Annotated in this window: 13 protein-coding genes; all 13 read left to right on the forward strand. The window is 46.7% G+C overall.

The genetic code is table 11. From position 1 onward, the window contains the following. Positions 1 to 54: 54 nt before the first annotated feature. On the forward strand, positions 55 to 3,495 hold the full coding sequence (metH, locus tag CHH60_RS00455) for a methionine synthase (RefSeq protein WP_095357370.1): 3,441 nt from the start codon (positions 55 to 57) through the stop codon (positions 3,493 to 3,495). A 74-nt stretch (positions 3,496 to 3,569) separates the two neighbouring features. Continuing rightward, positions 3,570 to 4,514, forward strand: coding sequence for a ribonuclease Z (gene rnz / locus CHH60_RS00460; protein WP_095357371.1), 945 nt, complete (start codon positions 3,570 to 3,572; stop codon positions 4,512 to 4,514). 350 nt (positions 4,515 to 4,864) lie between these two features. Further along, positions 4,865 to 5,674 carry a TIGR01457 family HAD-type hydrolase gene (locus CHH60_RS00465; protein WP_095357372.1) on the forward strand — a complete coding sequence of 270 codons (810 nt, stop codon included), beginning with the start codon at positions 4,865 to 4,867 and terminating at the stop codon, positions 5,672 to 5,674. Between the two features lie 6 nt (positions 5,675 to 5,680). Further along, positions 5,681 to 6,502: an Fpg/Nei family DNA glycosylase gene (locus tag CHH60_RS00470; protein WP_095357373.1), complete on the forward strand. Its 822-nt coding sequence runs from the start codon at positions 5,681 to 5,683 to the stop codon at positions 6,500 to 6,502. Continuing rightward, the gene (locus CHH60_RS00475; RefSeq protein ID WP_095357374.1) at positions 6,492 to 7,340 is read left to right on the forward strand and encodes a deoxyribonuclease IV; all 849 of its coding nucleotides are present in this window, start codon (positions 6,492 to 6,494) and stop codon (positions 7,338 to 7,340) included. Before CHH60_RS00470 ends, CHH60_RS00475 begins: the two co-directional genes overlap by 11 nt. A 20-nt stretch (positions 7,341 to 7,360) precedes the next feature. Then, positions 7,361 to 7,699 carry a cyclic-phosphate processing receiver domain-containing protein gene (locus tag CHH60_RS00480; protein ID WP_095357375.1) on the forward strand — a complete coding sequence of 113 codons (339 nt, stop codon included), beginning with the start codon at positions 7,361 to 7,363 and terminating at the stop codon, positions 7,697 to 7,699. After that, positions 7,699 to 8,016, forward strand: coding sequence for a thioredoxin family protein (locus CHH60_RS00485; RefSeq protein ID WP_095357376.1), 318 nt, complete (start codon positions 7,699 to 7,701; stop codon positions 8,014 to 8,016). The genes CHH60_RS00480 and CHH60_RS00485 overlap by 1 nt, the downstream gene beginning before the upstream one ends. 2 nt (positions 8,017 to 8,018) lie before the next feature. Beyond that, positions 8,019 to 8,792, forward strand: coding sequence for an ABC transporter ATP-binding protein (locus CHH60_RS00490; RefSeq protein WP_095357582.1), 774 nt, complete (start codon positions 8,019 to 8,021; stop codon positions 8,790 to 8,792). Positions 8,793 to 8,798: 6 nt separating this feature from the next. Next, on the forward strand, positions 8,799 to 9,848 hold the full coding sequence (locus CHH60_RS00495; RefSeq protein ID WP_095357377.1) for an SAM-dependent methyltransferase: 1,050 nt from the start codon (positions 8,799 to 8,801) through the stop codon (positions 9,846 to 9,848). Between the two features lie 177 nt (positions 9,849 to 10,025). Then, positions 10,026 to 11,501: a serine/threonine protein kinase gene (locus tag CHH60_RS00500; protein ID WP_095357378.1), complete on the forward strand. Its 1,476-nt coding sequence runs from the start codon at positions 10,026 to 10,028 to the stop codon at positions 11,499 to 11,501. Positions 11,502 to 11,531: 30 nt separating this feature from the next. After that, positions 11,532 to 12,548 (forward strand): SAF domain-containing protein, encoded by a 1,017-nt coding sequence (locus CHH60_RS00505; RefSeq protein WP_095357379.1) that lies wholly within the window; start codon positions 11,532 to 11,534, stop codon positions 12,546 to 12,548. Positions 12,549 to 12,622: 74 nt separating this feature from the next. Beyond that, on the forward strand, positions 12,623 to 13,336 hold the full coding sequence (locus tag CHH60_RS00510; RefSeq protein ID WP_095357380.1) for a hypothetical protein: 714 nt from the start codon (positions 12,623 to 12,625) through the stop codon (positions 13,334 to 13,336). Next, positions 13,333 to 14,163: a ParA family protein gene (locus CHH60_RS00515; protein WP_095357381.1), complete on the forward strand. Its 831-nt coding sequence runs from the start codon at positions 13,333 to 13,335 to the stop codon at positions 14,161 to 14,163. The genes CHH60_RS00510 and CHH60_RS00515 overlap by 4 nt, the downstream gene beginning before the upstream one ends. Positions 14,164 to 14,167: the final 4 nt, after the last annotated feature.

The following is a 14,167-nucleotide window of genomic DNA, read 5'->3' on the forward strand; positions in this document are numbered from 1 at the left end:
CAATAAGTAAGTTTCTGTTAAACTAAGATTTAACGTTTTGCGGGGGTGAAGTTATTGGATAAGCTTAGTCTACATGATGCATTAAAACAACGAATATTAATCCTCGACGGTGCGATGGGGACCATGATTCAACAAGTTGATCTTACTGGTGCAGATTTTGGCGGGGATGATCTGGATGGATGTAACGAAATGTTGGTACTTACACGTCCAGAACTCATCCAGCGCATTCATGAAGAATATCTGGAAGCTGGTGCAGATTTAATCGAAACCAATACATTTGGAGCTACTTCAGTAGTATTGGCCGAATATGATATCCAGGATCGTGCTCGCGAGATTAACCTCGAAGCTGCTCGAATTGCGAGAGCTGCGGTAGATCGCTTTTCGACTCCAGATTCTCCACGGTATGTGGTAGGTGCGATGGGACCAACAACGAAGACGCTCTCGGTTACGGGCGGCGTAACGTTCCAGGAGCTCATCGACAGTTATTCCGAGCAAGCGCTCGCTTTAATTGAGGGAGGCGTTGATGCGCTACTGCTTGAAACTTCGCAGGATACCCTTAATGTCAAAGCAGGCAGCATTGGTATCCAGCAAGCATTCGAGCAGAGTGGAATTAAGCTCCCTTTGATGATTTCAGGGACAATAGAACCGATGGGCACAACCCTTGCGGGTCAGAACATCGAATCCTTTTATATATCCTTAGAACACCTTAACCCAATTTCAGTGGGACTAAACTGTGCTACAGGCCCGGAGTTTATGCGTGACCACATTCGTTCTCTTTCTGGAATGGCGTCAGTAGCAGTCAGCTGTTATCCGAATGCGGGTCTACCCGATGAAAATGGTAATTATCATGAGTCACCTGATTCACTAGCTCAGAAAATTGGGGCATTTGCCGAACAGGGATGGTTAAACATCGCCGGAGGTTGCTGCGGTACAACTCCAGCACATATTCGGGCGATGCGTGATACGCTTGCCAAGTACCCCCCAAGAGAAATGAACGGAACACATCCGCCTGCATTATCCGGGATTGATCCGGTATATATAGAGCAGGACAATCGTCCATATATGGTTGGTGAACGGACCAACGTGCTTGGATCTCGGAAATTCAAGCGCCTGATCGTTGAAGGGAAATATGAGGAAGCTTCGGAAATTGCACGCGCTCAGGTGAAAAATGGTGCACATGTTGTCGACGTTTGTGTGCAGGACCCGGACCGCGAAGAAGCTGAGGATATGGAGAAATTCCTCGAGCTGGTCGTCAAAAAAGTAAAAGTTCCGCTGATGATTGATACAACCGACGCAAAGGTTATCGATCTTGCTCTTCAGTACTCTCAAGGTAAAGCGATAATTAACTCCATTAACCTTGAGGATGGGGAAGAGAAATTCGAGCTTGTGACTCCTCTTATCCACAAATATGGCGGAGCCGTTGTAGTTGGTACCATCGATGAACGTGGACAGGCCATTAGTCGTGAAGATAAATTGGAGGTTGCCAAGCGTTCATACGATCTGCTGGTGAACAAGTATGGATTAAAGGCTGAAGACCTGATTTTTGATACGTTGGTATTCCCTGTTGGTACCGGAGATGAGCAGTATATTGGTTCTGCCAAGGAAACCATCGAGGGGATTCGTGTTATCAAGGAAGCAATGCCTGAGTGTCATACGATTCTTGGTATCAGTAACATCTCATTTGGATTGCCTGAAGCCGGTCGGGAAGTCCTGAACTCTGTGTTTTTGTATGAATGTACGAAGGCTGGACTTGATTACGCCATTGTAAACACGGAGAAGCTGGAACGTTATGCTTCCATCCCGGAGGAAGAACGCAGATTGTCGGAAGAGCTGCTATATAATACGAATGACGAAACACTTGCTGCATTCGTAGCGGCATTCCGGAACAAAAAGGTTGAGAAGAAAGAAAAGATTTCGAATCTTTCATTAGAGGAGCGTCTGGCCTCTTATGTTGTCGAAGGCAGCAAAGAGGGATTGTTGCCAGATCTGGAACAGGCTCTTGCCAAATACTCAGCGCTTGAAGTCATCAATGGGCCTCTTATGCGGGGTATGGAAGAAGTAGGACGCCTGTTTAACAACAACGAGCTGATCGTTGCTGAGGTTTTACAAAGCGCAGAAGTAATGAAGGCTTCAGTGGCTTATCTGGAACAATTCATGGAGAAAAATGAAACATCTGTGAAAGGCAAAATCATTCTGGCAACGGTTAAGGGTGATGTGCACGACATCGGGAAGAACCTGGTGGAGATCATCCTGTCCAATAACGGTTACCGAATCATTAATTTGGGTATAAAAGTACCACCAGAACGAATCATAGAAGCATATAGAGAAGAAAAAGTGGATGCGATTGGTCTGTCCGGTTTGCTCGTCAAATCGGCTCAGCAGATGATCGTCACCGCGCAAGATTTGCGTACAGCGGGTATCGATGTACCAATCATGGTGGGCGGAGCAGCACTTACGCGCAAATTCACCAAAAACCGGATTCGCCCTGAATATGACGGAATGGTTGTATATGCAAAAGACGCCATGGACGGACTGGATCTGGCAAACAAGCTGATGAACCCGGCTTCCCGTGAAGTCATGCAGCTGGAGATGGAGGCTGAAAAAGAAGCGGATGCGTCCAGTGCAGAAGCGGTTAAACCGCTGCCGGAGCTTACGCGAGTTGAACGGTCGGATATCGCAATCGACAATCCTGTTCTAGTTCCTCCGGATCTTGAGCGGCACACGCTGCGTAATTATCCATTGTCGCACATTTTGCCGTATGTAAACATGCAGATGCTGCTTGGTCATCATCTTGGCCTTCGTGGTTCTGTGGAGCAGCTGCTCGCTTCGGGTGATCCCAAAGCAACTGATCTCAAAGCGGTTGTAGACGGGATTATGCAAGAAGCAGTCCGGGATGGAATTATCCAGGCACATGCGATGTATCGCTTCTTCCCGGCACAATCCAGCGGCAATAGCATCATCATTTACGATCCCGAGAATACAAGCAATATTCTGCATACCTTCACATTCCCGCGGCAAAAGGTTGAACCGTTCCTGTGCCTGTCTGACTTCCTGAAGCCAGTTGAATCTGGAGAAATGGATTACGTTGGATTCATGGTTGTAACAGCCGGTCACGGTGTTCGTGAACTATCTACGGCATGGAAGGAGCAAGGGGATTACCTTCGATCACATGCTCTGCAATCTGTAGCGCTTGAAGTGGCTGAGGGATTAGCTGAACGAGTGCATCATATGATGAGAGATATATGGGGCTTCCCGGATCCGGCGAACATGACCATGAAACAGCGTCATGGCGCACGTTACCAAGGGATACGGGTGTCATTTGGATATCCGGCTTGTCCGGATTTGGAAGATCAGGGGCCACTCTTCAAGCTGATGCAGCCTGAGGACATTGGGGTGGAACTGACGGAAGGCTTCATGATGGAGCCGGAAGCTTCCGTATCCGCGATGGTGTTCAGTCATCCGCAAGCCAAATATTTTAATGTTGAAAAAGCATAGTCAATAAGAGGTCAGGCAGAGCCCTCCGCATCGTCGGAGGCTTTTTGCTGGCAACAGAAAGAGGTGCAATCCGGATGGAACTATATTTCCTGGGAACTAACGCTGGTGTACCTACACTGCAGCGGAATGTAACTTCCATTGGGCTCCGCATGTTGGATGAGCGAAGAGCTTTGTGGTTGTTTGACTGCGGGGAAGGAACCCAGCACCAAATTTTAAGTTCACCGCTAAAACTGAGTAAATTGGAGAAGATTTTCATTACCCATCTTCATGGGGACCATGTATTCGGGCTTCCCGGCCTGCTATCAAGCAGAGCTTACCAGGGAGGTACGACACCCCTTACGGTTTATGGACCGCCTGGGACAGAACGTATGGTTACAACCGTAATGGAGTTAAGTCAGTCTCGGATTAACTATGAGATGAAGATTGTTGAGCATACGGGTGGTATGCTGTTTGAAGACGAGAGCTTCATTGTAGAGTCCGCATTGCTGGAGCACCGGATCGACAGCTACGGCTACCGAATTACGGAGAAGGATCGTCCAGGCAGTCTCGATCAAGTAAAGCTGGCAGAGTATGGTTTGAAGCCGGGTCCTCTTTTTGGTCGTCTTAAACGTGGAGAGACGATTACCCTGGATGACGGCAGAGCTGTTCGTCCGGAGGATGTATTAGGAGCTCCCAAACGCGGCAAAGTGATAACCATTTTGGGAGATACACGACCGTGTGCAAATGTATTGCCCCTCGCTAAGCACGCAGATGTACTTGTACATGAAGCAACATTTATGGACGATTTGGCAGATACCGCTCATGAGTACTATCATAGCACTGCTAAGCAAGCGGCAGAGGCGGCTAGAGCAGCAGATGTTGGAGAATTGATTATGACTCATTTTAGCTCTCGCTATAAGGATGAAGAACAACTGCAGCCCCTTTTGGAAGAAGCAAAGGCCGTTTTTCCTAACTCCAGGTTGGCGAATGAGCATCAGTTAATTCCTGTCATTCATCATCAGAATGGATCACAGTTATAGTTAAGCCAGTTGGGCTTCAAATAAGTTTGGTTTTAAAGGTGGCAATTCAAACGGGACTGAGGGGGATAGGCCCTGAGGTCCCTTTTGCAATCTGATCGGAAAGCGTGTAGGATGGGCAATATGAGCAGGGAAATGAATTGAATTATTTTCCGGGAAAGCGCAGGAAATGACAAGCTTGTACAGAAGGCGCGCGAGTCAAAACGTCTGGTTTCGATTTGGTTCGACGTGTTGCGTGCTCATACGAGCAGGCCCGTATTATTTTTTAAATACATAGCTATGGATCAAAAAAACATCAAAATGTAATTAAGGACATGAATTGTTAATGGTCTAAAAGAAAGGAAGTGCTCTGTATGATTAAGGCCTATCTGATCGATCTGGATGGAACACTCTATCATGGCAGACATCGGATTGATGGGGCAGACAAGCTTATTCGGACGCTGAATGAACAGGCTGTACCTTATTTATTTGTAACAAATAATTCTTCACGTACTCCGCAAGGGGTAGCAGATCACTTGAACGAAATGGGAATTCCAGCGGAAGCTTCTCAAGTTTGCACATCTGCAGTTTCTGCTGCTGAATATGTAGCTGAAGAATCTCCTGGCGCAAAGGTTGCTTGCATTGGAGAAGCTGGTTTACTTCAGGCTATCGATGAAGCAGGATTGCAAAGGACGGAAGAAAAGCCGGAATACGTCATTCAAGGGATTGACCGAGAATTTTCCTACCAAAAACTAACCAAGGCACTGCGCTGGATTAATGATGGAGCAAAATCAATCCTGACCAATCCAGATCTGCAGCTCCCCTCTGATGATGGCTTGACTCCAGGAGCAGGTACCATTGGTGCTGCGATCGAAGCGGCTACAGGTGTTTCACCAACTGTAATCGGCAAGCCTTCCAGCATTATTATGAAGTCAGCGATTGATCGTTTAAATCTAAGGGCTGATGAAGTGGCTGTGATCGGGGACAATATGCGTACAGATATTGCAGCAGGAGCAGCAGCAGGATGCGAGACATTGCTCGTATTGACCGGAGTCACAACGAAAGAAAATATGGACACTCATATCAGCGCGACCAAGATACGTCCTGATCATGTGTTTGATGATTTGCATAAACTGATTGAGTGGCTGTCGCAACAAGCGAGCCAAGCATCCAAGAAGGGATAGATACAGATGCCGGAACTGCCGGAAATGGAAAACTACCGGACATTATTGTCCGCAGAAATACTTGATTTACTTATTACTGGTGTTGTCGTTAATCGGGAAAAATCCATCAATAAAGAGCCAGAGGAATTTACGCGCGAACTTACAGGCAATCGTATTATTTTTGTCGAGCGCCGGGCTAAGCATCTTATTTTTCATTTGGCAAACGGTAAACGACTGGTGCTCCATCTCATGCTGGGAGGCATGATTTACTGGGGGACTGAGGCAGATCGTCCCGATCGGTCGACACAAGTTGAGATTCAATTTGGTGATCGTATCTTGTTCTTTATTGGACTTCGATTGGGTTATTTACACCTGCTAACATCCAAGGAAACAGAAGAAGCCATGTCCGATCTTGGACCGGAGCCACTGGATCGACGCATGAATCCTGAGCGTTTTGCTTCATTGCTGAGAGGACGCCGCGGAACGCTCAAAACGACCCTGGTTAATCAGCACATTATTGCTGGTATCGGCAATTGTTACTCGGATGAAATTGCTTTTGCTGCAGGTTTGAGACCTAGTTCCAAAACACAGAACATCGCCAGTTCTTCAGAACTCACAGAGCGTTTGTTCCGTTCTATGCAGTCGGTGCTCCGTGAAGCAGCATCGGAGGGTGGTTATATGGAAATGCCGCTGATGCAAGGGGACACGAAAACAGGAAGTTTTGATGAGCAATGCAGGGTATATGATCGCGAAGGGGAAAGCTGTCCACGTTGTGGAGGCACGATTGAACGAGTGGAAATTACGGGGAAGAAGGCTTTCTTCTGTCCGAATTGTCAGCATGAGGCCTAATTACGGAATCGGCGCACACGTCAGCACGAGAGGTGGATTTTTACAAGCAGCCAAGAGGGCATATGAGATGGGGGCAACGGCATTTCAATATTTTCCGAAGAACCCCCGCAGCCTTGGTTTGAAAGATCCTGACCTTAAAAATGCTGAGTTGTGCAGGGAGTGGTGTGAGGAGAATGGCATTGCGTCCATTGCACACTCACCCTATCCAACGAATCCGGCTTTGGGCATGACCCGTGGAGAGGCGGGGTTTCATGCTACCGTAGCTTCCATTAGAAATGATCTGCATATTGCAGATGCATGCGGTTCAGTAGGAACGGTAGTTCATTTTGGTCATCTTAAGAGCGATCAGCCGCTTGAAGGGTATCAGAATCTTATCCATTGTCTGGATACGGTTTTGGAAAACTGGAATGGACAGGCAAAGATTTTGCTCGAAAATCAGGCAGGTGACCACGGTCCAATGGGCACGACCATGGAAGAAATGATTCAGATTCGCAAGCTGAGCCAATATCCGGAGCATATTGCTTTTTGTTTTGACACATGTCATGCTTTTGCTTCAGGGATGTGGCACAGTAATAGTGAACAGGATATGCTTCAAAAAGGCAGACAGCTTGGGTACTGGGATACTCTTGCTGCTGTGCATTTTAATGACTCAAAATATGCTTCCGGCTCGTGCAAGGATCGACATGCGCGAATCGGTCAGGGATTTATAGGAAGCAAAGCGATGCAAGAAATGTTGAGTTCACCTGAGTTCCAACGGGCAGTCGTTGTGTTGGAAACCGAGACAGGTGAGGATGGGACGCACAAAGATGATATTGAGGTCATGCGTTCCTGGTTGTAAACGGGGAGAGGAGTGGTTGTATGCATGTTTTCTTGGATGATTACCGGGCATGTCCTAAGGGATTTGTCTTGGCTACCAATGCTGAAGAATGTCTGATGCTGCTCAGGGAAGGTGATGTGGATATCCTGTCCCTGGATTATGAATTGGGTCCGGATTCGCCAAATGGTGGAGAAGTTGCAGCTGCCATTGTACGGGAAGGGCTGTTTCCGCGCGAAATTTATTTACACACCTCCAGCATGTACGGCAAACGTCAGATGTACGAATTGTTATATACCAATAAACCTGACACTGTAAAGGTACACAATGGTCCGATGACAGGTGAGGTTATGCTTCGGGTTGCTGCGGGAGAGCTCAGCTGATGAAGCCCATTCATTCGAAGCTTTTGATGCGCGGTGTGTGGGAAGGTATTCCTCAAGCTGTATTTATCTACACCCCTTTATGCGGTACTTGTGCTGCAGCGAGAAGAATGCTGGAAATCGCGGAGCATTTGCTGCCGGAGAACACATTATTTGAAATGAACATTCATGATATTCCGGAACTTGTGCAGCAGTTTAAAATTTCAAGCGTACCTGCAGTGATGCTGTTTGATGGTGAGCAGGATGTACCTAAAATGATTTATCGAATGTCCTCGGTGGAGCACCTGCTAAATGAAATTCGAAAGGCGGTCCTAAAATGAGGATTATTTCGATGGAGCATGTTTCTCTTCGCCGGGAGGATAATCAGATCCTGGATGACGTTCATCTGCATATTGAGCAGGGCGAGAATTGGGTCATTCTGGGACGTAATGGTTCAGGCAAAACAACGCTGCTGGAAATGATGAATGGATATATGTTCCCCAGTCAAGGGCGTATCGAGGTGCTGGGGAACTTATATGGGCAATGTGACGTTCGTGAAGTCAGAAAAGAGATTGGTTATATCAGTCAAACGCTGATTGAAAAACTGACATTGCGAGACCCGGTCTGGGAGGTCGTTGCGACAGGTGCATTTGCCTTTTTGCGTTTTTATCAGACCATTCCCGATGAAGTGAAGACCAGAGCCTTGAATTTTCTGGATGACATGGGCTTCGCTAAATTGGCTAACCACCCGCTGGGTACACTATCCCAGGGCGAGCGAAAAAAAGTCATGCTGGCACGTTCATTGATGGCGGATCCTAAGTTATTAATTATGGACGAGCCGTGCGCTGGGCTCGATCTGTATGAACGTGAAAAAATGTTGGCTGAAATCGACCGACTTCGTCAGCGCAATATAACAGTAGTATATGTAACGCATCATGTAGAAGAGATCATGCCCTTATTCACACATGTAGCATTGATTCGCGAAGGTCGTATTGCTGCGGCTGGAAACAAACATGATGTTTTGACACAGGATACAATTAAGCATACGTACGACATTCCGGTCGACATCCAGTGGGATCACGATCGACCATGGATTCGCGTACGTTCTGGAGGGTAACACAAGTTGAGTACACAGTCATCTAGCGGAGAAGGGAACTTCTCCCGTTTTATCTGCACAGCCAATCATGGCTTTGCACCTTATGCTCAGGAAGAACTGCGCCGTACATTCGGTGCTGTTAAGAGCACGGTAATTGTACCGGGTGAAGTGCTTCTTGCCGGCTTACCGGTAACAGAAGAAGAGGTATCGATCAAACTCCTTGAGGAAAATCCAACGTTTTTACGTCACATTCAGCCTGTTCAGTTTCAGGAGAATACGGAAGATTCTGATCAGGCGATGGAGAAACTGATTGCCTTTATTACAAACCATACGGAGTTGACCGGAACCAAAGTGGCACTACAAGTCCGTAAAACGGAAGGTTCATTTTGGCTGGAGAACGCCGCATCATTGAAGCAATGGTTGACCGAAAAGCTGGATACACTAGGCTGTGAGTGGGTTGTTCGCGATGCAGACTCTGTTATTTCTGTGTTTGCGGCAGATGATGCATTGTATGCTGGGATATCACGACCTGAACAGAACCTTTCCGACTGGAGCGGGGGAGCTGTACGCTTTCAAAAAGAGGAAGGCCAGATCTCGCGAGCCAAATTCAAGCTGCTTGAGGCAGAGCAAACATTTGGCATCGATTTTGCATCGTTTCACAAAGCGCTTGATATTGGTGCTGCCCCTGGTGGTTGGACTTCCTTTTTGCTAGAACGAGGACTAGAAGTCACAGCAGTGGACCCAGCCAAAATGGATGCCACACTTCTGGAATCGCCCAAACTTACGTTTTTGAAAAAGAATGCAGGTGATGTACGGTTCCGTGAAGGTGAATTTGACCTGCTTGTCTGTGACATGAGCTGGAGTCCCAAATTGATGAGCCGACTCGTTTCGGACTTGTTATATAGTCTTCAATCCGGTGGAACAGCAATTGTTACGGTGAAACTGCTTCATAAGAAACCACTCGCGCTGATCAAGGAAGTCATTGATACGTTTGAGCGTTCACGGATGCAGATTCAACGATCCAAACAATTGTTTCACAATCGCGAGGAAATAACACTTTATATGATTAAATATTAAGCACGTAAAGATTTTAAATTACTACTTTACAACATCTTGTGGCGTATACTATAATGATACCAATATTAACCATAATAAATCCAAGGGAAAGCATCCCGAGGTGGACAAGTCCGATAACCGGACTGTTGCACTTCGGTAAGCTTTCCCTTTTTTGTTATGCAGAAAGGAGGATTATACATGAGACATCCGGCGAGGCTGGAACACGGGAGCCTGCTGGGAGGACGATATCGAATCGAGTCCGTACTGGGTACAGGTGGGATGAGTCACGTATATAAGGCAGAAGATATGAAGTTGCCAGGCAAGACCTGGGCGATAAAAGAAAGTGTTGCTACGTTACCTTACGAATCGAGTATGGAGACGGAGGCTGCTCTTTTGACTTCACTCAGGCACCCCAGATTACCGTTGATTGTTGATTTTTTTGTGCCGGATGAAGAGGGCTATACTTACCTGGTAATGGAATACATTGAAGGTCAGACACTGAGTGATTATCACAAGCAATGTCGCGGTAAGATCCCCCTCGAACATATGACAGATTTTGTGCTCCAATTACTTGACGTGCTCAGTTATTTGCATGGTCTGAATCCAGCAGTGATCTATCGCGATCTGAAGCCATCCAACATCATGATAACCCCAGACCATGAAGTCAGGTTGATTGATTTTGGCATTGCTCGCAGCTTCAAAGCTCAGCATACAGAGGATACGGTGAAACTGGGAACAGCAGGGTTTGCTGCTCCTGAACAATACGGTACTGGACAGACGGATGAAAGGTCGGATTTGTATGGGCTCGGTGCATTGCTGCTTTACCTTATGACGGGTGGTACGTATACAGAATGGATACAAGGCGTTGAGTGTTCCATACGCAGTGATGTACCTCGCACTTACATTCCGGTTGTACGGCGATTGTTGAGACAGAACCCTGAGGAACGTTTCCAATCTGCCGATGAAGTCCGCAAAGAACTGCTTCGAAGACCTGGAATAACGGAGAGTAATGAATCGACAATATTGACAATTAGCGGTGGAACTAGAGTTATTGCTCTGACAGGTGCATCTTACGGTGTAGGGGTTACGCATACCGCCATAGCCATTAGCCATTACTTGGAGAGACAACAGTTTAAGGTGGCGGTCATCGAGATGTCGCCGCGCTCCCAATCGTTTGCAAGGATTCAGCAAGTTGCCCAAGCCGGGAAGCCATTATCGGCAGGCAGACAGTTTGCAGTAGACGGAGTGCACTATTGGAAACAGTCCGGACGAGCAGATATTTTGTCTCTGCTGGGTGGCAGCTACCAATTTATCGTAATGGATCTGGGTAGTGGTCAGGATCAGAATCGACTGGAGGAGTTTCTGCGAGCAGACCTGCCTATTGTTGTAGGCTCAGGTGCTGAGTGGAAACAGGCAGAGATTAATGCATTTGTTCGTTCGCATCATCGTTATCCGAAAGACAAATGGATTTATTGTCTGCCGCTTGCAGCGACAGATGCTGTTCAGCGTGTACGTAGAACACTGAATACATCAAGTGTGTACGGACTTCCAATGCACATTGATCCTTTTGATAGGGATCCTCAGACAGACAAGGTATTAGCCCATATATTGAATCATTTGATCGGGCAGCAGCCCAAGAAGCGTTCGTTTTTTGCAAGAAGAATAAAATCATGATTAGAGGAGCTTGTGAGAGGAGAGCCTTTTTTGTCCAAATTAAGAAAACAAAGCCGACAAATGATCTATGCCGGACTAACTGGTGCGGGAGCAGTAGGATTGTTATTCGGGGGATATGTCATCTACAACGTGATTACAATGAATGATACCAAATCTGAAATGGAGTCCCAGTATGCTTCAGCTTACGAACAAAAAGAGGCTGAGCTGCTGCAGCAATGGAACACAGGAGCACAAGGATGGGTAACGGTACGCGACGTTGAAGCAGGAGAACCGATCTTACCCGAGGATATTAAGCTTATCGCAGTGCCTGATGCTCAAGCACCACGTAATTTATGGTCCAGCACCAAACAGATGGATGGGCAAGTAGCCAAAATAGAACTGAAAAAAGGAACAGCCATAACAACCGAAATGGTTTATGAAGACACGCCAGCACCGCCAGATCTAAGAAATCGTGAACTGCAGGTCGTTTTATTACCCACTTCACTTGCACAAGGCGATAATATAGACGTTCGCATCCAATTTCCAACAGGTCAGGACTATATCCTTCTGTCCAAGAAGAAAGTAGAGCGCCTAAATGAAGCGACGTTGTGGATTACCATGACCGAGGAAGAAATTCTGTCGCTGTCCAGCGCAATTGTAGATGCCTATTTACATAAAGCTTCAATCTATGCACTAACGTATGTTGAGCCTCAGTTCCAGACAGCTGCAATTCCAACGTACCCTGCCAATAGTGAAGTGCTGAAACTGCTTGAAAGTGACCCGAACATTGTTCGAAGGGCAGAACAGGAGTTGTCGAGACAGGTACGGAGTTCCCTTGAGAGCTCTCTGGCTGCTTCCATGACAGCGCCCTCCCAAAGTGTTGAGCAAGATGTTGCACAATCATCCGTTTCCCATAACAGCAGACCTCGCTCTAACAATAGTTCGGACGAAGTCATATGGAATGACGGATCAGGAAGCAATCAGCAAACGACAAATGTAAACAATCAATCCACGGAGTCTTCCGCATATACGGATGAACAGAAAAGCCTGTTGACCGGAGGAGAGTAGTAGACATTCAAAATGTAAAAGTATAATGCTTATAACAACGAACTAATGCTTCAAAGGAAGGGGCTGAGTGTCACGTGCAAACTTGGATTTTCGCTGGATTATGTGAAAAAAATGATCTTATGTTATATCTGTGCAAAATTTTAGCCACTTCAGGCAAGCGGGTGTTACTGGTTGACGGAACCTTACAGCAAAAGTATGGGTATGGGGTTGGAGAAGGACACCATTCTCTGGCTATCACTGAATTTGAGGGTTTTGATATGGCCTGTCACTTTGTAACTTCGGCCGCGGTTGAGAGTCATCTGGAGGCTAGTGGAGAAGGGTTGGACTCTTATGATTATGTCTTGTATGACATGGAAACCTCCCATTTCGCCTCTAGAGAATTATGGCTCACGGCTGATATTCGAGTCTGGGTGAGTGATTATGAACGTTACAATTTGGAACGAGGAAAAGGCTGGTTGAGGCGGCTTCTTGAAGAGCAGTCTTTACCAACAGAGCTTTCATTTCAGCGCATTCTGATTAATGCAGTCGACTGCAAATTGGAAGAACGTTACCTATGGGCCTATCTGGAAGGAAGTCCTTTTGTTTGGACAGGCGAATCTTTGATACTTCCATGGGATGAACTGACTGCTGCGGTGAAATTGGAAAATGAACATCATCGCCGGGTGCGGTTAGGGCCTTTATCCCGGAGTTACAAAAAATCACTATGTCGTTTGTTCGAACAATTGACTGGATGGGAAAGTGTTCGAAGTCGCCGAGCGATTAAGGAAGCGGAAAGGATGAGAGCATGAGCAACATTTTGTTTTGGAGTCCTTTTGCAGGCTCGGGTAGTACGTCCAGTGCAGTTATTAGCGCCTACGCCATGGCACTTCAATACAGGACCCGAGTTTTATTAGTGAACACAGGTCCAGTCGGCAGTGGTATTGAAGCACCGCTACCATCTATGGAATTAGGGCAGGCTGACAGTCTGTTCAGATTTGAAGAGGGTGGTTGGGATGCAGTAGAACGATTACATATAAGTGGAAGCCTCAACAAGCATAATTTGAAAGATTACGCGAAGCCGCTATTACGGGATAGATTGGATTTATTGACTGGAAGAATTAACCAGATGGAACGTACGCCCAATGAACATATTGAAACGTTGAAAGCGCTACTGGAAGTGGCGAATGAGTACTACGATATGGTTTTGCTGGATGTGGACCGTGAGGGAATGGATGCGACCGATCTACTGGCTCAAGCTGATTATGTTGTGGTGAATTTGACACAAAATATGCGGGATCTGGAATTGTTTTTTGAACACATCAAACCTGATAACTTAAGTAACCAAAACATGCATGTTGTCATAAGCAAGTATGATCCGCAAGCAAGGGCAACTCTTAACAACATTCGCCGACGTTTCCGGTACAAAGGATCCATATCCATTGTGCCTTATACGACTGCATTTCTGGATGCTGTGAATCGGAGTGATACGGCTACGTATCTGCAGCTTGAAGGATTGAGTGACAGTAGAGATCTTCGAAAAGGGAGCATGGCCGCCAGTATGGCTGAACTTGCTCGCCTGATTATGGACGGTGCAGGTATGCGTACTGTTCTGAAAAGGCTGGAAAGGGGAGCCTGAGCCT

Origin of the sequence: Paenibacillus sp. 7523-1 (genome assembly GCF_002276415.1) — a bacterium.
GTDB classification, from domain to species: Bacteria; Bacillota; Bacilli; order Paenibacillales; family Paenibacillaceae; genus Paenibacillus; species Paenibacillus illinoisensis_A.